Annotated in this window: 19 protein-coding genes; 16 read left to right on the forward strand and 3 right to left on the reverse strand. The window is 41.9% G+C overall.

Annotated features, from left to right (window positions below; genetic code table 11):
- Positions 1 to 50 precede the first annotated feature (50 nt).
- From ACWQ4X_RS00005 to rdgB, 9 genes are all read left to right on the forward strand, one after another.
- Positions 51 to 2,270, forward strand: coding sequence for a TonB-dependent receptor domain-containing protein (locus ACWQ4X_RS00005; protein WP_457902274.1), 2,220 nt, complete (start codon positions 51 to 53; stop codon positions 2,268 to 2,270).
- Between the two features lie 215 nt (positions 2,271 to 2,485).
- The gene (locus ACWQ4X_RS00010) at positions 2,486 to 4,765 is read left to right on the forward strand and encodes a TonB-dependent receptor (protein ID WP_457902275.1); all 2,280 of its coding nucleotides are present in this window, start codon (positions 2,486 to 2,488) and stop codon (positions 4,763 to 4,765) included.
- A 96-nt stretch (positions 4,766 to 4,861) separates the two neighbouring features.
- Positions 4,862 to 5,545, forward strand: coding sequence for a Fe2+-dependent dioxygenase (locus tag ACWQ4X_RS00015; RefSeq protein ID WP_457902276.1), 684 nt, complete (start codon positions 4,862 to 4,864; stop codon positions 5,543 to 5,545).
- Positions 5,546 to 6,063: 518 nt separating this feature from the next.
- On the forward strand, positions 6,064 to 7,761 hold the full coding sequence (gene leuA, locus ACWQ4X_RS00020; RefSeq protein WP_100240582.1) for a 2-isopropylmalate synthase: 1,698 nt from the start codon (positions 6,064 to 6,066) through the stop codon (positions 7,759 to 7,761).
- Positions 7,762 to 7,862: 101 nt separating this feature from the next.
- Positions 7,863 to 9,023 carry a homoserine O-succinyltransferase MetX gene (metX, locus tag ACWQ4X_RS00025; RefSeq protein WP_142769531.1) on the forward strand — a complete coding sequence of 387 codons (1,161 nt, stop codon included), beginning with the start codon at positions 7,863 to 7,865 and terminating at the stop codon, positions 9,021 to 9,023.
- Positions 9,023 to 9,616, forward strand: a complete 594-nt coding sequence (gene metW / locus ACWQ4X_RS00030; protein WP_016168236.1) for a methionine biosynthesis protein MetW — start codon at positions 9,023 to 9,025, stop codon at positions 9,614 to 9,616. The genes metX and metW overlap by 1 nt, the downstream gene beginning before the upstream one ends.
- Positions 9,613 to 10,200 carry a tetratricopeptide repeat protein gene (locus ACWQ4X_RS00035; RefSeq protein ID WP_457902277.1) on the forward strand — a complete coding sequence of 196 codons (588 nt, stop codon included), beginning with the start codon at positions 9,613 to 9,615 and terminating at the stop codon, positions 10,198 to 10,200. The genes metW and ACWQ4X_RS00035 overlap by 4 nt, the downstream gene beginning before the upstream one ends.
- 93 nt (positions 10,201 to 10,293) lie before the next feature.
- Positions 10,294 to 10,788 carry a hypothetical protein gene (locus ACWQ4X_RS00040; protein WP_457902278.1) on the forward strand — a complete coding sequence of 165 codons (495 nt, stop codon included), beginning with the start codon at positions 10,294 to 10,296 and terminating at the stop codon, positions 10,786 to 10,788.
- 126 nt (positions 10,789 to 10,914) lie between these two features.
- Positions 10,915 to 11,541: an RdgB/HAM1 family non-canonical purine NTP pyrophosphatase gene (gene rdgB / locus ACWQ4X_RS00045; RefSeq protein ID WP_457902279.1), complete on the forward strand. Its 627-nt coding sequence runs from the start codon at positions 10,915 to 10,917 to the stop codon at positions 11,539 to 11,541.
- A 54-nt stretch (positions 11,542 to 11,595) separates the two neighbouring features.
- Here the strand turns inward: rdgB and ACWQ4X_RS00050 are convergent, their stop codons facing one another.
- Positions 11,596 to 12,474 (reverse strand): AEC family transporter, encoded by an 879-nt coding sequence (locus tag ACWQ4X_RS00050; protein ID WP_457902280.1) that lies wholly within the window; start codon positions 12,472 to 12,474, stop codon positions 11,596 to 11,598.
- A 152-nt stretch (positions 12,475 to 12,626) separates the two neighbouring features.
- Between ACWQ4X_RS00050 and tatA the strand changes: the two genes are divergently transcribed.
- From tatA to ACWQ4X_RS00070, 4 genes are all read left to right on the forward strand, one after another.
- Positions 12,627 to 12,845 carry a Sec-independent protein translocase subunit TatA gene (gene tatA / locus ACWQ4X_RS00055; protein WP_142769536.1) on the forward strand — a complete coding sequence of 73 codons (219 nt, stop codon included), beginning with the start codon at positions 12,627 to 12,629 and terminating at the stop codon, positions 12,843 to 12,845.
- An 18-nt stretch (positions 12,846 to 12,863) separates the two neighbouring features.
- The gene (gene tatB, locus ACWQ4X_RS00060) at positions 12,864 to 13,328 is read left to right on the forward strand and encodes a Sec-independent protein translocase protein TatB (protein ID WP_457902281.1); all 465 of its coding nucleotides are present in this window, start codon (positions 12,864 to 12,866) and stop codon (positions 13,326 to 13,328) included.
- On the forward strand, positions 13,325 to 14,107 hold the full coding sequence (gene tatC, locus ACWQ4X_RS00065; protein WP_457902282.1) for a twin-arginine translocase subunit TatC: 783 nt from the start codon (positions 13,325 to 13,327) through the stop codon (positions 14,105 to 14,107). The genes tatB and tatC overlap by 4 nt, the downstream gene beginning before the upstream one ends.
- 158 nt (positions 14,108 to 14,265) lie before the next feature.
- On the forward strand, positions 14,266 to 16,440 hold the full coding sequence (locus tag ACWQ4X_RS00070) for a PhoX family protein (RefSeq protein ID WP_457902283.1): 2,175 nt from the start codon (positions 14,266 to 14,268) through the stop codon (positions 16,438 to 16,440).
- Between the two features lie 40 nt (positions 16,441 to 16,480).
- Here the strand turns inward: ACWQ4X_RS00070 and ACWQ4X_RS00075 are convergent, their stop codons facing one another.
- Positions 16,481 to 17,275 carry an NRDE family protein gene (locus tag ACWQ4X_RS00075; protein ID WP_457902284.1) on the reverse strand — a complete coding sequence of 265 codons (795 nt, stop codon included), beginning with the start codon at positions 17,273 to 17,275 and terminating at the stop codon, positions 16,481 to 16,483.
- A 93-nt stretch (positions 17,276 to 17,368) separates the two neighbouring features.
- Here ACWQ4X_RS00075 and lgt point away from each other — a divergent pair, with 93 nt between their 5' ends.
- From lgt to ACWQ4X_RS00090, 3 genes are all read left to right on the forward strand, one after another.
- A complete protein-coding gene (gene lgt / locus ACWQ4X_RS00080) occupies positions 17,369 to 18,181 on the forward strand; it encodes a prolipoprotein diacylglyceryl transferase (protein WP_142769541.1) in 813 nt (270 codons plus the stop codon).
- Between the two features lie 94 nt (positions 18,182 to 18,275).
- Positions 18,276 to 18,656 carry a hypothetical protein gene (locus ACWQ4X_RS00085; RefSeq protein WP_457902285.1) on the forward strand — a complete coding sequence of 127 codons (381 nt, stop codon included), beginning with the start codon at positions 18,276 to 18,278 and terminating at the stop codon, positions 18,654 to 18,656.
- The gene (locus tag ACWQ4X_RS00090; protein ID WP_457902286.1) at positions 18,656 to 19,039 is read left to right on the forward strand and encodes a hypothetical protein; all 384 of its coding nucleotides are present in this window, start codon (positions 18,656 to 18,658) and stop codon (positions 19,037 to 19,039) included. Before ACWQ4X_RS00085 ends, ACWQ4X_RS00090 begins: the two co-directional genes overlap by 1 nt.
- An 83-nt stretch (positions 19,040 to 19,122) precedes the next feature.
- On the opposite strand, the gene ACWQ4X_RS00095 is transcribed toward ACWQ4X_RS00090, so the two are convergent.
- Entirely contained in the window at positions 19,123 to 19,632 is a 510-nt protein-coding gene (locus tag ACWQ4X_RS00095; protein WP_457902287.1) for a peptidoglycan amidohydrolase family protein, read from the reverse strand.
- Positions 19,633 to 19,748: the final 116 nt, after the last annotated feature.

Genomic DNA, 19,748 nt, shown 5'->3' on the forward strand with positions numbered 1-19,748 from the left:
TTTATATTTATTTTCAGTTATTTATCTCGTCCAACTTTGGAATTCTATTTATGAGTAAGTTCAACCTTCGCCCACTCAGTCTTGCGCTACTTGGTTTATCCACCAGTTCTGCTTTTGCGGAAAGCAGCTCCGAAAGCTCCTCCTCTACGCATCAATTATCCACCATTGTGGTTTCCGCAGCGGGGTTTGAACAAGATATTAAGAATGCGCCAGCGACAATGACTGTCATCACAGCAGAAGATTTAAAGAATAAACGCATTAATTCAATTGCAGATGCCTTAAGCGATGTTGAAGGTGTCGATATCAGCCCAACAGCAGGTAAAACGGGTGGTTTAAATATTCGTATTCGCGGCATGGATTCAGAATACAGCTTAGTTTTAGTCGATGGACGACGCCAAAACAGTACAGGTGACATTACGCCAAATGGCTTTGGAGAATCAAATAACAGTTTTATCCCCCCTATTTCTGCAATTGAACGCATTGAAGTCATCCGCGGTCCAGCCTCGACTTTATATGGTTCCGATGCAATGGGTGGCGTTGTTAATATCATCACCAAGAAAGTCAGCAATGAATGGACGGGTGCAGTTACTTTAGAAGGTACTTTACTTCCAAATAGTTCAGAATTTGGCAATCAACGCTCCGTTGATGCTTATGTAACAGGTCCAATTATTCCAAATTTACTGGGTATTCAATTAAGAGGACGTAAAGCTGAACGCGATCAATCTCATCTGACTCGTTCGGATGATGAAGGTGGTTCTTCTGAATTGAATATGGGCAACAACCCAACCAAGTCAGATTTAGAAACTATTGGTGTACGTCTTACTTTAACACCAACAGATCAACACGATCTTTCTGTTGAGTATGAACAAACTGAACAGTGGTATGACAATAGTAATGGGCAGTTGGGTACGCTTGGTGCAAATGGTGGCTATGATAAAGCTCAAGAATATAACCGTGACAAAATCATTTTAGCCCATACTTGGCGTAATCAAATCGGTACACTTGAATCAAGTATTGCCAATACTCAAACTGAAACCATTGGGCGTTTGATTCCAGCACGTGCGCAAAATATGTCTCAAGCCATCACACCTCGTTTACTGGAAAGTGAAGACACGATTTTTGATACCAAATTTACCACTCAATATTTTGATCGACATAATATAGCTTTAGGCGGTCAATGGTGGGATGCCAGTCTGCAAGATGGCTTAAGAGAAAACAAAGAAATTTCATTTACCCAAATCGGATTATTCGCTGAAGATACATGGGCACTGACGGATCATTTAGCACTTACTTTAGGTCTACGCTTTGATGATCACGATACCTTTGGAGACTTTTGGACTCCTCGTGCCTATTTAGTCTGGAATGCGAATGATAACTGGACATTCAAAGGCGGTTATTCTGAGGGCTATAAAGCGCCACGCTTAGAGCGACTCACCAACGGTATTTATAATGTTGGCGGTCAAGGGCGTAATCCCCTCTTTGGTAATCCAAATTTAAAGCCTGAAACCAGTAAGAATTTTGAGTTCGGGACATCTTTCACCAACAATAAAAACTTCGACTATAACATCACCGCTTTTTACAGCCAGATTGAAGATAAAATTGTCAGTGGCAATACTGAATTCAGCTGTAATACCGATACAACGTCAACTTCTGGAAGTAGCTGGTCTAAAGCAGACTGTGAAAAATATATGGCTTCTATTGGCACACCATGGATGATGGGCTATCACCCAACCACTGGCAAAGCTGATTCTTGGAACGTCACACGACCAACCAATGCCGAAGATGCTGAAGTCTATGGAATTGAAACGGGGTTAAATTGGGAGTTCTATCCTGCATGGAACTTCGGTATTAACTACACGTGGACCGAAACTGAAATTACAGATTCTAAGCTTGGTAACCCACCTCTCAATGACACGCCAGAACATATGGTCAATGCATCACTTAAGTGGCAAGCTGATGACAACATTCAACTGTGGGCTCGCGGTGAATACAGAAGTGAACGCGCACGCTATACAAAAACTTATGCCAATCTGACCAAAGATGAAAAAGCCATTTACAATGCTTTAGGTGACTACAAAGCATATGCTCTTCTACATGTCGGCTCCAATTTCACTGTGAATGATCATTGGGACGTTGGTGTTGCACTTTATAACGTGTTTGATAAAAACTTCACGGATTATGAAAAAGTTGCAGATATTGGCTGGTATAACCACTATAGCAACACACAAGAAGGTCGCAGAGTCCAATTAAGTACGACCTTTAAATTTTAATATTTAAAATCCCAATAAAAAACCCTGTCTTGGCAGGGTTTTTCTATATCCATATAAAATCATGCACTTATATACAAACTGTTACACAATCTCATTTATTTTTACATTTTCTTTACAACCCTTTATCGGCAATTCCAATCAATTACAATTGGTAAAATAAATAAGAATTATTATTATTCGCATACGAATTTTTACTACTCTTTGTGAGTTCAGAAATGTCTTTTATTAAAACGCGTAAAAAATTAGTGTCGACGGCAATTGCCTCTTCTTTATCGGTAATCGCTACTACTGCAATTGCACAGGATGACGCGACAAAACTTCCAACAATTCAAGCACAGGCAAGTGCAGACACACAAAAGAGTTTAAAAGTAGATAATTCTGCAAATAGCAAATATGTTGCTCCTTTATTAGATACGCCAAAATCAGTTTCGATCATTTCAAAACAACTGATTGAAGACACTAACGTTACAACGCTAAGTGATGCCCTTCGTACCGTTCCTGGGATTACTTTAGGTGCTGGTGAAGGAGGTAACCCAAATGGTGACCGTCCTTTCATTCGTGGTTATAACTCTGAAAGCTCAATGTATGTTGATGGTATTCGTAATGCATCATCACAAAATCGTGAAATGTTTGCCGTTGAACAAGTTGAAGTGACTAAAGGCTCTGCATCAACTTTAGGCGGTGCAGGTTCAGTTGGTGGCAGCATCAACATGATTTCTAAAGTGGCTAAAAAAGGCGACTTTTTAGAAGGTTCTGTTGCTGGCGGTACAGATAACTATCAACGTATTACCCTTGATGGAAATAAAGACTTTGGTAATGGTATCGCTGCACGTGTAGCTGTGATGGGACACCACAATGACAAAGCAGGTCAGTCAGACGGTACTGAATATGCTCGCGCAGGTATCGCTCCAAGTATCACCTTTGGTTTAGACAGCGACACTCGTGCTACGCTCAGTTATTACTATTTAAAAACTGACGATACACCTGATTCTGGTGTGCCATACAACAACCCAACAGGATATTCTCAATATTCAGGTAAACCGATTGATGTTAAGCAAGGGGTTTACTACGGCTGGAAAGATCGTGATTTTCAAAAACAAGAAAATCAAATTGGTACAATCAAGCTTGAACACGATCTAGCGGATGACTTAACACTAACAAACACCGCAGTTTATAGCCAATCTAAAAATGATTACCTTTGGACCAACCCAGATGACTCAAAAGGTAATATTTACAAAACTGGCACGGTATGGGCTCGTGTTAATTCACGTGTAGCAGATACAAATACCTTTACCGACCAACTTGCGCTAACTGGTAAATTCAATACAGGTTTCTTAAAGCATAGCTTTAATTTAGGTGCTGAATACTCCGACCAAGAAACTGACCGTACGCAATACATTATTAATAATTTATCATCTACTGGTGCAGCTAATAGCTCTTCTATTACTGGAAATAGCTCTTGTGATGCTACTGCGATTGCATCAGGTTGGTGTACTTCTGTCCAAAATCCTAATCGTGGTGACTGGACAGGCAGTATCAGTACAGATGGTGCTGACCGCTACAATATCCAGACAAAATCTACTTCTGTTTATATCTTGGATAGCATCGAGTTTAATCCGCAATGGTTATTAGACTTGGGAATTCGTTGGGATAAATTCGATACCGAACAAACTATGGTTGCTGGTCGTTTTAATAGCTCATATAGCGAAGGAACAATCACACAAACTGAAAGTGATACCGATTTCATTAACTATCAAGCAGGTTTAACCTTTAAACCTGTGGAAAATGGTTCAATTTACGCAAGCTTTGCAACTTCAGCTAATCCTGTCGGTGTAGATGCAGGTGATGGCTCTGAAGCGATTGGGGCAAATTACAGCAACCTAGATCCAGAGGAAAGCCGTACATTTGAATTAGGAACAAAATGGGATCTGTTTAATGATCGTCTTAATTTAACTGCTGCTATTTTCCGTACAGAAAAACAAAACGCACGTGTTCAATTAGATTCAACGACTTACGCCAACATTGGTGAAAGTAAAGTTGACGGACTTGAGCTTGGCTTAAACGGTAAAATTACAGAAAAATGGGATATTTCTGCGGGTTATACTTATTTAGACAGCGAAGCAACAAAAAATGGTGTGAGCTGCCGCGGCACCACTTGTACAGATCAATCAATCTATAATGGAAATCAGCTTCCAAACGTTCCTAAAAATAGTGCAACGCTGTGGACAACTTATCAAGTTATGCCAAAGTTGACACTTGGTACAGGTGCAGTAGCAATGGACAAGGTTTATGGTGACCTTGCCAATACCAAATGGGTTCCAGGCTATGTTCGCTATGATGCTATGGCGCGTTATAACGTGAACAAAAATGTAGATGTACAGCTAAACGTGAACAACCTTTCGGACAAACGCTATTTTACAAAAGCTTATGCATCACACTATGCCACTGAAGCTGAAGGTCGTAGCGCAGTACTTGCTGTAAACTTTAAATACTAATCCCATAAATTAATTATGGAATTGTGATATAAAAATAGCCTCTGCATGCAGAGGCTATTTGCATGTATTAAGTTATTCTAAATAAAAGGTGTTCGCGTGATTCATCATATCCCTAATGTACTGACAAAAGAACAAGTTCAATACTTCCGTGATGAAATGGACAAAATTGAATGGGTCAATGGAAAAGTTACCGCAGGCACTCTATCTGCGACAGTAAAACAGAATCAGCAGCTCCCTGAAGATCACCCGCTAACACATCATCTTAGTACGATTATTTTAGAATCGCTCGGGCAGCATCCTTTATTTCTTTCTGCAGCTATTCCCTTAGATATTATTCCCCCTCTATTTAACCGTTACGAAAACAATGAATCTTTTGGTTTTCATGTCGACAATTCCATTCGTCGTATTCGTGGTACCAATGAACGCTTGCGTACCGATTTATCCTGTACGGTATTTTTAAGTGAGCCTGAAGAATATGAAGGTGGTGATCTCGTGGTTGAGGACACTTATGGCTATCATGAAGTTAAACTTCCTGCAGGGGACATGATCCTCTACCCTTCTACCAGTTTGCATGAAGTAACTGCGGTAACGTCGGGCTGTCGTATTGCTTCCTTCTTTTGGGTACAAAGCATGGTACGCGATGATGCTGAACGCCATATGTTGTTCAATCTTGATCAAACTGTGCAAAACCTGCGCATGCAGTTGGGTGATCAACATGAAGAAGTGATTAAACTCACCAACCTTTACCACAACTTGATGCGCAAATGGGCTGAACTTTAAGACCTTAAAACCAATTTAAAATGCTCGCTACTGTAGTCGCCCACATCCAAACAGTAGCGAGAAAAATTTAAGTAAATATTGTGATTTACTTTTATAATCATTTAACCAACTACCAATACTCAATAAAAAATACTCATAAATAAAAAAAATTAGAAAAAAAATCTCATTATTTTTTTATTCAATCTGATATTCGGAAAACATTCTCAACACAAGCGCGATATGATATGACTATAGACTTAGCACTGATGCAATTTTTCCTAAAAGGTTTGCATAAGTGAAACCTTTGTATTGATCTTGATGGTTACATGATGAAAACGAATGATATTTTTGCTTTTCCGACTCACGCTCAACCTCAATTGAATCTCCTGATGCTGCGCCACGCGCGCGTATAAAAATTTTGCTTTTTTAAGCAATCCCCCCTGAATATCCCTTTAATTTTGTTTAAATAGACACCATATATTAGTAGTACGTTGCATTTTAATAAGACCGAGCAACAGGCACTACACAAGGAGTTCCTCATGATGTTGGCTGATCCAAGTAAAAAATACCGTCGCATGTACCAGCGTGTAGACTTGCCTGACCGTCAATGGCCAAACAACGAAATTACCCAAGCGCCGATTTGGATGAGTACCGACCTTCGTGACGGTAACCAAGCAATTTTTGAACCAATGGACATGGAACAGAAGTTTAAAATGTTCCAAATGTTGGTCAAAATTGGCTTTAAACATATTGAAATTGGCTTCCCTTCTGCGTCTCAAATTGACTTTGACTTCACTCGTAAATTGATTGAAGAAGGTCATATTCCTGATGACGTATACATTGAAGTTTTAGTTCAAGCACGTGACCATTTGATTCAACGTACCTTCGAATCGTTACAAGGTGCAAAACGCGCGATTGTGCATATCTACAATTCAAACTCGCCAACATTCCGCCAAAAAGTATTGAATGTGGATGTTGCTGGTGCAAAACAATTAGCAATTAACGCAGCGACAAAAGTTAAAGAATATGCAGCGCAACAACCAGAAACTGAATGGGTCTTCCAATACAGCCCAGAATGTTTCTCTGCAACTGAATTAGAAGTTGCCAAAGATGTCTGTGATGCTGTGACTGAAATCTGGGATGCACGCCCAGACCATAAAGTGATTTTGAACTTACCAGCTACAGTCGAAGTATCGACTCCAAACGTTTACGCAGACCAAATTGAATGGATGCACCGTAATATTGCCCGTCGTGACGGCGTGATTATTTCTGTACACTGCCACAATGACCGTGGCTGTGGTATCGCGGCTTCTGAATTGGCGATTATGGCAGGTGCTGACCGTGTAGAAGGTTGTGTCTTTGGTAATGGTGAGCGCACAGGTAACGTAGACGTTGCTGCGATTGCCTTGAACATGTACACCCAGGGTGTTGCACCAAACTTAGACTTCTCCAACATTAATGAAGTGATTGCGACTGTTGAAGAATGTACTGGCTTACCTGTACACCCACGTCATCCATATGCAGGTGACTTGGTCTTCACAGCATTCTCTGGTTCACACCAAGATGCGATTAAGAAAGGCTTTGAATACCAGAAAAATGAAGAAATCTGGGACATGCCATACTTACCAATCGATCCGAAAGACTTGGGTCGTGACTACGATGCGGTAATTCGTGTCAATTCACAATCTGGTAAAGGTGGTATTTCCTACTTGTTAGAATCGAACTACAACGTGGTATTACCGCGTCGTTTACAAATCGAATTCTCTCAAGTGGTACAGCAAGTGGCGGATGAAGAAGGTGTTGAAGTTTCAGCACAACAAATCTGGAACTTGTTCAAAAATACCTATGTTGAAACCAAAGACGCGCATTATTCAGCGAAAAATTACCGCTTGTCAGATGAAAATGGCAACCAAGTGATTGAGTTGGATATCGAACTTGATGGTGAAATTCAACATTTACGTGGCGAAGGCAATGGTCCAATTTCGGCAATGTTAAATGCGCTTCAATTACCAATTGATGTCTTGAACTATGAAGAACGCAGTATCAGTTCAGGTGCACATGCCAAAGCCTTGGCCTTGATTGAAATTCAGGTAAAAGGTACAGGTAAATCTGCCTTTGGTGCGGGTGTTCATGACAACATTGTGACTGCCTCAATCGAAGCCATCCTTGCATGTACCAACCGCTTAATTGCACAAGGTGTGCTTAGCACTGACCAAGTGATTGCTGCTGCGGTATAAGTATTAGCAATAATAATTAGCACTAAAATGACTTTAGAAGGATACCCTCAAGTGGTATCCTTTTGTTTATTGTTCTAAAAAATTTAAGGCGAAGTATTTCTGTGTCTTTTCCAGCTGACTCAGTGGGTCTCGTAACCCCACAAAAGTTCCAATTCGAAGAGCCGTTAGAACTAGAATGTGGTCGTGTTTTACCACGTTTCGAAATGATGGTTGAAACCTACGGCACACTCAACGCAGATCACTCGAATGCCATTCTCATTTGTCACGCCTTGTCGGGACATCACCATGCAGCGGGTTATCATCATGAAGATGATAAAAAAGCAGGCTGGTGGGATTTATGTATTGGTCCTGGAAAAGCGATTGATACTTCAAAATTCTTTGTGGTTGCCTTAAATAACATTGGTGGCTGTAGCGGTTCTACGGGTCCTACTTCGCCTAATCCAGAAAATGATAATCGTCCTTATGGTCCAGATTTTCCTTTAGTGACGGTACGTGACTGGGTCAAAACGCAAGCCATGTTGTCAGATCGCTTAGGTATTCAAACGTGGTATGCGATTATTGGCGGCTCTTTGGGGGGCATGCAGGCTTTACAATGGTCGGTGGATTATCCTGAACGCTTACAGAAATGCGTGATCATCGCCAGTGCCCCAAAACTCTCTGCACAGAATATTGCCTTTAACGAAGTGGCGCGTCAGTCGATTCTGTCGGATCCAGATTTCCATCAAGGCCGTTATTTAGAACATGACAGCTATCCAAAACGCGGCTTAATTTTGGCGCGTATGGTCGGTCACATTACTTACCTGTCTGAAGAAGCCATGAAACAAAAATTTGGTCGTGACTTGAAGTCAGGCAAATTTATGTATGGTTTTGATGTCGAATTCCAAGTCGAAAGTTATTTGCGTTATCAAGGTGAACAGTTCAGTCGTAACTTTGATGCCAATACCTATTTAATTATGACCAAGGCACTGGATTATTTCGATCCGTCACGTGAATATGAACATTCATTGACACAAGCCATGTCAAATACCCAATGTAAATTCTTGGTGGTGTCATTTACCACGGACTGGCGCTTTACGCCTGAACGTTCACAAGAAATTGTGGATGCGCTGATTAGCAACCATAAGCCTGTCAGCTATCTAGACATTGAGGCAGAACAAGGTCATGACTCGTTCTTGTTCCCGATTCCGCTCTATGTAAAATCATTACGTGCATTTTTAGGTGGTGAAGAACACCTTAAATCTACCCCTAAGGAGGCTGTGTAATGCGTATCGATCATCAACTGGCAGAAGCATGGATTAAACCAGACTCCAAAGTGCTCGATTTGGGCTGTGGTGATGGTGAATTACTGGCTCACATGAGCAAACAGCACAATATTCGTGCATATGGCTTAGAAATTGATCAGGAAAAGATTGCAATTGCCATCAGTCGCGGGTTAAATATTATTCAGCAGGACTTAAATTTAGGTTTAAGCCGTTTTGCCGACCAGTCTTTTGACTATGTGGTGATGGCACAAGCTTTGCAAGCTGTAGATGCGCCAGACGTATTGTTACGTGATATGGTGCGTGTGGGGAAACAAGCTATTATTACCTTTCCAAACTTTGCGCATTGGAAGACCCGTTCTTTCTTGGCTTTAAAAGGAATGATGCCTGTTTCAGAAGCTTTACCGTATATGTGGTATAATACTCCAAACATCCACTTATGTACTTTTCGAGATTTTGAAGCACTTTGTGCAGAAAACAACATCCGAATAATTAATCGACTCGCCGTTAATGGGGATCAGCAAGGTAGTTTACTTAGTAAACATATCCCGAATCTGTTTGGTGAAGTCGCAATTTATCGAGTGAGCGCGCTATGAAAAAATTATTATTAAGCACACTAGTTTTTGGACTTTTTAGCATTCAGTCTCATGCTGAGTACGTTTCGCCATCTGCTTCAATTTCTAGTCAAGCTGCCCAATATTCAACCATGGATATTGATAACTTAGTCAAAGCTGCTAAAGCGGGTCAACCTGCTGCACAGTTTTACTTAGGTACCAAATACCAAAAAGGTAAAGATATCAAGCAGGATGACCGTCAGGCGTTTGCTTGGTTTAAAGCTGCTGCTGATCAGGGTTTATCCCCTGCCCAGTTAAATGTCGGTCGTATGTATGCTGATGGTGTCGGTGTTGCCAAGAATGAAACTCTGGCTCGCCAATACTTTGAAAAGGCGGCTAGCCATGGTGACAACCGTGCCAGCTTCAACCTTGCCATGATGGAAGAGCAAAAGAAAAACTACATTGGTGCTTACCAGTGGTATGAACTTTCGACCCGTGATGGCATGCTCGACAATAAAGTGATTAGCATGTCAGAAGGCAAGAAAACCGCTTTGGCTGCCAACTTGACTCAAGACCAGATTCGCTTGGCACGTGACCGTGCCGACAAATGGATTCAAGCGCAATAATACGACTCTAGAATGAAATAAATTTTCTTATCAAACCGACTTTTTTAAGTCGGTTTGATAAATCTAAAAAAGTTGAAAATTATTAATAATATTATGAAGCATCAATATTTAGATGAACTTATTCACGATTGCAAAATAGCAAAACAATCAAAGCCAACAAACATTTATATTTATTCAAGTAATGATAATCTAGAAAATTTTTTGACACTTTATGGAAAAAAACTAAAACAAAATACATCCGCTATTTATATCATCAAAGAAATCAACGGCAATCCCAAGGAAACTCATTCCCGATTTATACAATTTAAAAGCAACAACGAAATGGCTTGTCCAAAGATTAATCCTCATCCCTCGGAAGTCCTTTATGTTGGATCTTCTTCCAAAAATATAATTAACCGCTTAAAACAGCATGTTTTAGGCACTCATACTAAAACTTATGCCTTAAGGTTAATAAATTGGTTTCAAGGTGATTACGAGATTGAAATTAGGACATATAGTGTTTCTTCTAATGTCCTACAACTGATTGAGGATGATTTATCGTATACCTTACGTCCGGCATTTGGAAAAACAGGAAGTAATAATAAATAGTGAATACTAAACAAAAATTTAAGGTTGGAAAGTTTTCCTACTATTAATTAGCGCCAATTACAGACTATCCTCTTCTATAAAAACAGCCTAGAATCTCACTTATTTTATGCTGATCTAAAAACTAATATGTCTACTCAATCATGGCTTAACCAAGGCACATTAGTGCTTGCCAGTAACAACAAAGGTAAAATTGCTGAATTTGAGAAACTTTTTGCTGAATTGCAACTGCCAGTAAACGTAGTACCACAAGGTCAACTCAATATTGAAGATGCCGTGGAAGATGGTCTCAGTTTTGTTGAAAATGCCATCATCAAAGCCCGTCATGCCAGCCGTATTTCAGGCAAGCCAGCGATTGCAGATGACTCGGGTATTTGTGTCCCAGTTTTAGGTGGTGCACCAGGCATTTATTCTGCACGTTTTGCAGGTGAACACGGCGATGATGCTGCCAACAATGAAAAGCTATTAGAGCAATTGAAGCCGCTACGCAAAGATGGTGAAGCGATTGAAGGGATGTTCGTGTGTGTTTTGGCACTGGTACAACATGCCGATGATCCACTCCCACAAATTTTCCAAGGCATCTGGAAAGGTGAAGTGTTAGAAGCAGCACGTGGTGAAAATGGTTTTGGCTACGACCCATTATTCTGGTTACCTGAACTGGGCATTTCTAGTGCTGAAATGAGTAAAGAAGAAAAGAATAAAATCAGCCATCGTGGTCAAGCTATGCAGTTATTCAAACACAGTCTGGAAAAATAATTTTCCAGCTCATGATGCATCAATCCCTCTCTATTCAGAAGTGAGGGATTCTCCTCAAGACAACAGATGTAATAAAACCCCATAGAGACTCACCACCACGCAACTCACCATTGTTCCCGAAGCAATATATTTGGCTGAAGTTCCCGTGCCCTGATAATGCGTTTCCAACGCCACAATATTGGCTGCTGGCGGCAAACAGAACAACAAGAACATGACTCCAATGTAGTGTTCAATCTGTGGAATCGGAACAAAACGATAGGTCAAACCACAAAGCATTACACCGCACAATAATTTTAGTGCAGCAGTTTGGCTACTTTGCCACAAATCAGCGGCTTGGACTTTGGTGTGCCGCAGCCACATCCCCAAAACACACATGCCTGAAAAGCTCATAGCCAACTTCGCTGCGGTATAAATCCAATTTACCCCATGCTGTTGTAGCCAGTGCTGTATACCAAACAACCAGAATAATGCTGCCAAACTTAAAGCAACAATTGGGGGCGAAAATGCTACTTTTTTCAAAATAGCAGCCATGGGCTGCGGCGTATCACTGACTGCGGTTACTGCCCAAAGATTGCCAAAAATAGAACCCCCAATATATAACGCCACCATGGCAGGGCTGATTTCTGCACCAAACAAAGCGATGGCAAAAGGAAAGCCCAACCATGCCATATTGACATAACTAAAGCACAAGGCACTCAGCTTGTTTTTGGCAAAATAAAGAAAAAAATAGAACAGCAGAATGGCGACCACAAAGCTAAATAGCATCAAGCTCAAGCTTCCAGCTTGGTAAAACACCATATTGTAAATAATCACGATGGGAATAAAACAACGGGCTAACAGGCTAGATAGTACTGTTTTTAATTGCGAAACAACTGGTGTCGTGGCAAGCATTAAACCTGTTAAAAATGCCAATAATGGCAACAGCAAAGCCACATCTATATTCCTTGAAATTTCACCTAATCATCATAACACCCATTGCTCCGACAATGCGCCTAATCCGCTGTCTTGAAATTGCAACCCTATCGTCACATCCCTGTCATCTTGAACTGTTGTGATAAGGCATAAATAAAAATGAGGAAATTATGATGGCTGGTTTATCAATTTGGCATGTGCTGATTTTTGCAATTGTAGTGATCTTACTATTTGGTACATCAAAACTGAAAAATTTAGGTAAAGATGTGGGTGGTGCCATTAAAGATTTTAAAAAATCAGTAAAAGACGATGAAGCGACTTCAGCACTGAATGAACCACGTACTTTAGAACATCAAAATACTGCTGAAGTGAAAACTTCAACACGCTCATAAGTTACAGGTAATCATTCAATGCTCAATATTGGAATGACTGAACTGCTGACCTTCGGCATCATTGCATTATTGGTGCTTGGGCCAGAAAAATTGCCAGAAGCTGCACGTTTTGCGGGCAAGTGGTATGGCAAATTGAAACGCATGATCAGCAATGTACAAAATGACATTGATCGTGAATTACGCATGTCTGAATTACGTGAACAAATGCAAAATGAAATGAAGCGCATTCAACAGCTTGAGCAAAAAATGCAGGCCCAAATGCAGGAATTACAACAACAAAACCATAGCGCGGTCGAACAACAACAGCAAAACAGCGTTACTCAAAATAAGAATTTAGTTTTGACTTATATTCCATGCTCACAGCAAAAACACGCCATGCTTCATCGACACCCTGCTTCTTCGCTCAAACTGCTTGAGAATGAGAAGCCCACAACTTCTCTGGATCCTCTGATTGAATTGCCTGAATTAAAGGTGGCGGTATGAACATGCCTGTAGAGTCTCAAAATCTGCCCAGTGCGATGCAACCTACGCAAGCCCCTTTAGAAGAAATGCCGATCACCAAACATTTGATTGCCTTAAGACAGCATTTATTCAAAATTGTCGGCTTATTGATTGCCCTGTTTTTTTGCTTATTGCCTTTTGCCAATCAGACTTATCAGTTGATGTCTGAACCTTTGCGCGTGCAGTTACCGCTTTCATCGTCCATGATTGCGACCGATGTCACAGCAACCTTTATGGCACCCTTTAAGCTTAACTTTTTTGTAGCACTGATGTTGGCAATGCCGTTTATTCTTTATCAAATCTGGGCATTTATTAAACCTGCACTGTATGAAAAAGAAAAAACGCTGGCGCTACCTTTATTGGTGGGCAGTATCAGCTTGTTTTATGCAGGCATTGCCTTTGCCTACTATGTGGCTTTGCCCTCAATCTTGCATTTCTTTATGAGTGTAACGCCTGAAACTGTGGCACCGATGACCGATATTAATAGTTACCTCACCTTCTGTTTAAAACTGTTTTTGGTGTTTGGTCTGACCTTTGAAATACCCGTGATCACCCTATTGCTGATTTTAATTGGTCTGGTTTCGACGCAGCAGCTGGTTGAAAAACGTCGCTTTATTGTGGTGGGATGCTTTTTTGTCTCCATGTTTGTGACCCCACCCGATGCCTTGTCTATGATTATGTTGGCAGTCCCAATGTGGATGCTGTTTGAGTTGGGCCTTTTATTTGGCAAACTAATTGAAAAGAAACGCCGCCTCGCATAAAGCACGTCATTACTTTAATTCGGCAGACTTCGGTCTGCCTTTTTCATCAAAATGACTTGATTTCTTCACCAGATTTTCACTGTTTGGTAAAAGTCTTGTCATATTTATTCCATAAGTTAATGAGGACTTTATAACTCATTGATGAATTAGGAAAAATCATGACCGAGCTGACGCCATATCATGAAGATCAGGAACTAGATAACAACACCTCTGATAATGTGCACTTCCGTGACATTTTAGAACAACGTATGACTCGTCGTAGCTTGATTGGAAAAACCGCAAGCGGTGCAGTCGCGCTAGCTTTGGCATCCTCATTAACCGCGTGTAGTGACGATGATGATAATTCAACCCCACCAAGCGCAACTGTAGATCCAGAGCAAAAGCCAACAGAATTAACCTTCTCTGTGGTTGATAAAAACCTGAATGACATTGTGACTGTACCTGAAGGCTATGAAGCAACAGTATTGTATGCACTAGGTGACTCAATTAACCCGAGCTATGCAGATTGGGACGACAACAATGTTCCATCAGGTCCAAGCTTCCAATTCCGTTCTGGTGACTGCCATGATGGTATGCACTACTTCGGTTTAAACAGCAGTACCAGTAAATTCGATGACACGGTTTCTACCGAAGGTTTACTGGTCATGAACCACGAATATATCAACCAAACCTTCTTACACCCGACAGGCGCCACCAAAGTCGATGGTCGCCGCCCTGAAGATGAAGTGATTCGTGAAACCAATGCACACGGTGTGTCTGTTGTGCATATTAAGAAAGACAGCGCTACACAAAAAGTTGAGATTGTAAAAAGCTCACTGTTTAACCGTCGTATTACCGCATCGACCGTAATGGACTTTGCAGGTGTAGCAGCAGATTCAGATTTAGTCAAAACCAAGTTTTCTCCAGCGGGTAAACAAACCCGTGGTACGCATAACAACTGTGGCAATGGTTACACCCCTTGGGGCACCTACCTCACCACAGAAGAAAACTTCATTGGCTATTTTGCTCGTAGCTCAACAGATGATGCAAACCGCAGTGCTTCAGAAATTATTGCCCTTAAGCGTTATGGTCTAAAAGCAGGTTCGAGCTCACGTTATGGTTGGGAAACTGCACAAGGTCAACTTGAATCTCAAGACCTCTATGACCGCTGGAATGCCGATGTCGTCGCTAACCTAGCGACTGAAGACTACCGTAATGGCCCAAATACGTTTGGCTGGATGGTCGAGATTGACCCATTTAGTCGTAGTGCAAACCCAGTGAAACGTACCTCTTTGGGTCGTTTTGCACATGAAGATAGCGCTTGTCGTGCGGTAGAAGGTGAACCTTTAGCTTTCTATATGGGCGATGACTCGCGTGGTGAATACATCTACAAGTTTGTCTCTTCTGCCAACTGGGACAGCAAAGATGTAAATGGTGGATATACCGCTGGCGACAAATACATGGATAACGGTACGTTATATGTCGCTAAATTCAACAGTGATGGTTCAGGTGAATGGCTAGAACTCAGCTATGGTAAAAATGGTTTAGATGCATCCAATAGTGTCTATCCATTTAGCTCGCAAGCGGATGTCGTCACGTTTGCTCGACTTGCAGCCGATGCTATGGGTGCAACCAAAATGGACCGTCCAGAATGGGCTACAGTCAACCCTGTAAATGGCGAAGTTTATGTGACTTTGACCAACAACTCGAAACGCGGCACCGACTATCCAACCGATGCAGCCAACCCACGTAACTATAGTGACCCTGAAGGTGGTAACGGTAACGTCAATGGTCATATCATTCGCTTTAAAGAAGCGGGCGACAAAACTACCGCGACAACTTTCGCTTGGGATATCTATCTATTCGGCTCTGAAGCTTCAATGGATTCAAACATTAACTTGTCGGGTTTAACTGACAATAATGATTTGTCTTCACCTGATGGCATGTGGTTCGACCCACGTGGTGTACTCTGGATTCAAACTGATGATGGCGCGTATACCGATGTCACCAACTGTATGATGTTGGCGGCACTTCCAGGTCAAATTGGCGATGGCGCAGCAACAACAGCAATCAATGGTCAAGCGACCATCGCTGGTGCTCAAGTCACTGACAAAACCTTACGTCGCTTCTTGGTGGGTCCTAAGGAATGTGAGATCACAGGCATTGCCATGACACCAGACTACAAGGCTATCTTCATTAATGTACAGCACCCAGGTGAAGATTCGGACAGCTATGATGCTGCGACCAGCCATTGGCCTGCAACGCAAACAGATGCTAACAACACGACTGCACGCCCTCGTTCTGCAACTGTGGTGATTACCCGTAAAGATGGCGGTGTCATTGCTGGTGCATAATATTCTATTTTAGAAAATGCCGACCGAGTGTCGGCATTTTTTATCTTGAAGATTGATCCATTAAGGGAATTTTTAGCTCTACGCTTTGCCCTTGTGTTTCACCTTGCTGTGATTTCTCCTGCCAATCCCAGTGCTCATGCCCCATTCTTAAAAAGTTGGAACAACGGGTGCCATAGACAGGACTTTGAATAAAGGTCGACGACAACAGTGCTTCCATCTCAGCACTAATGCCCGTATCAGGTAACAGTTCTGGAATAATTTTGCGTTCATCTTCCAAAATATCCCACACTGCATATTGCAACTCGGCTTCTGAACTTTGTTCACGTTGCAACATCGGCAATAATTCTTGGGTAAAGCGCTTGCGCAAATGTCGGGTTTTCTCCCAATGCTCGGTCATCAAACCATTGGATACCACATATACCCCTTTGGCCAATACTTGCGGTGCTTCCCCGCGATTACTCATATAAATTGCCTGCTCTCGATCCCCCAAGAACAAATTAAACCCAGCATAGTCTCGTTGCTGCTGTTCCAGCTGTTTGGCAAAACGAATGGGTGCCAGATCCGACTCTAAAAAGGCTTGTACCAAATGTCCGCGTGAGGTGGAATAAGTTTGCTGATCTCGTCCATCACGGAAATTGGTCACAATTGCCCAACGCCCTGTCGCGGTCACTCCCATCCATGTACCACCAGACTGTAAATCCTTGCCTGCAATGACAGGACTATCTGACCATGTGGATAAGGCTTGTGTAGGACGATGATAAAACTCATCCCGATTAGAAATGAGACATAACGGCGTGTGTTCTAAAATATGCCATGCGATTGCCACAATACACATAAAATTTGCTCTATATCTTTACACATTGAATGTACAACATTTTTCATTGTATTCCGCTAAAATCTGTGCAAAACAGAATGACTAGGAACAGGCATGCTCACCTATCCAAATATCGACCCAATTGCGATTTCGTTGGGTCCTTTACAAGTGCATTGGTATGGACTGATGTATTTACTGGCCTTTCTCTTTGCATGGGGCCTCGCCACCTATCGTGCCAAACTCAGAACAGGCTGGACCTCAGACATGGTCTCAGATCTGATTTTCTATGGCGCACTGGGTGTCGTCATTGGTGGTCGCGTAGGTTATGTCTTCTTTTATGGCTTTGAACAATTCCTTGCCAATCCACTGTGGTTATTCCAAGTCTGGACTGGTGGCATGAGCTTCCATGGCGGTTTCCTTGGGGTCATGATTGCAATGTTGCTTTGGTGTAAAAAGTATCAAATGACATGGTTCCAAACCTTAGACTTTATTGCACCGTGTGTCCCGACAGGCTTGATGTTTGGTCGTATCGGCAACTTTATTGGTGGTGAATTGTATGGCCGCCCTGTGTCCGATCCTAACTTTGCACTCGGTATGATTTTCCCGACCGATCCACTGCAACTGGTACGCCACCCGTCACAGCTGTATCAAGCACTGTGTGAAGGTCTTATTCTGTTTATCGTACTCTGGTGGTTCAGTTCTAAACCACGTCCACGTATGGCAGTATCCGCCCTGTTCCTGATTGGTTATGGGATTGCACGTTTCGTGGTCGAGTTTTTCCGCGAACCCGACAATGGACAACTGTTCATTGCATGGATGAGTAAAGGACAATTCCTGACCATTCCAATGATTCTGATTGGTTTCTGGATGATGTGGTATGCCTATCAGAAGAAAATTTACGATTGGGGTCCGCTCAAAAACACTTAATCGCCTTCCTCCCATGCTCTAGAGCACGATCCGTGCGTCGTGCTCTGACATATGCTAAAGTTTAAACTCTTATACTGACCCTCTCCTGAAAATTATGCTCGAATTCTGGTTTGATCCCAAAATCGCGGTGTTCAAAAAACTGGCACTGTTGGTACTGCTTGGCGCAGTGACAGCAGCACTGTATTGGATGCAACCGTTACAACCTGATGCGATTCTAATGTTCATGGGAACAGGAATTGTGTTTCTGATTTGCCGTTACTGTAAAATCCATTTTGCAGCGAAAAATCCTACAGGACTGTTCTATCGCGTGCTGACTTGGATTCCGCTGGCACTGCTCTTGGCCTTAATCTTTATGCATCTCCAGTCTGGGGACATCCTGATCCCGGGTGCACAAGGTATTGGCTTTATGACTTTAGCCATTTGCCTGTTTTCACCCTTATCACTGCTGAATCAGCATAAGCAAGACCAACACTGATGCTGGACTTTTGGTATTCACTGCGTTGTAGCCGCGAGATCAAGCTGGTCAGCAGTATTGCCGTCTGTATCGGAATTTATCTCTGTTCAACAGTCGTAGAATTGCCCGCTTTGTGGGTCGGTTTAAGCCTGATGTTGGGTATGCTGACGCATGTGCTGTATAGCGTTTATCTAAAGCTTGCACCCGCCTCAGCTTATCGAAATACGCTCCATAACGGGATTTATATCTTTCAGCTATTTGCCCTTTTCAGCCTAGCTTATCTACTCCCCTCACAGCACAAATGGATCCTGTGGTTACAGTGTCTTGGCTTTGAACTGATTGGTTTGTTCTTGGTTTCGATTTATAGCAATCGTGCCAAACGCCATGATCAACCCGATGAATAGCTGTACTTAAAATTCAGTCAAAAAAAGACCGTTTATCTGTTTCAAATAAACGGTCTTTTTTATGCCTGATTCACACGCATGGATTAGTGATCTAGGCGATAATAACTGTATTGCACATTGGCATTCTTATACACAGCATAACCTGATTGCTGAAAATCAGACACCCAACCCGAACCTGAATACCCTGCAATATGCCCATAAGTATGACCTTTGGTGCGGTCAATAATATAGATATCGCCTTTTTTCGGTTGGTCAAACGATGGGCTAATACGGCGGTAGCCTAATCGCTCGAGTGTATTGCCCCAATCCGCAGCCGCAACAGGATGACCCTGTACATTTGCACCAGCAGACTGTAATGCCAGACGAATACTCTTGGCACATTTCTGGGTGCTAGTACGGCGCGTGATACTGCTTAATTTCTGCGTGAATTTATCAATATCAACACGCTGAGAATTACTTGAGGTGTAGTTACGATTGCGTTCTGTGTTTGAGCGTTTGCTATCTGGTCTTTGTTGCGCATTCGAACGAATAATGATTTGTGTTTCGGCAGGAGCATGAACATCACTCATACCCGTATTAACATCATAAATCATCCTTAAAACCTCAAACTTCTTACATCAAACACAAAAAACTGAGTGCTGATAGTAGCTCGTGAAACTTAATTTTTCATACGTAAAATGTAAAAAAATATAAACATGTAACAGAGCAA

Source organism: Acinetobacter sp. NigerLNRRAM0016 (assembly GCF_054112845.1).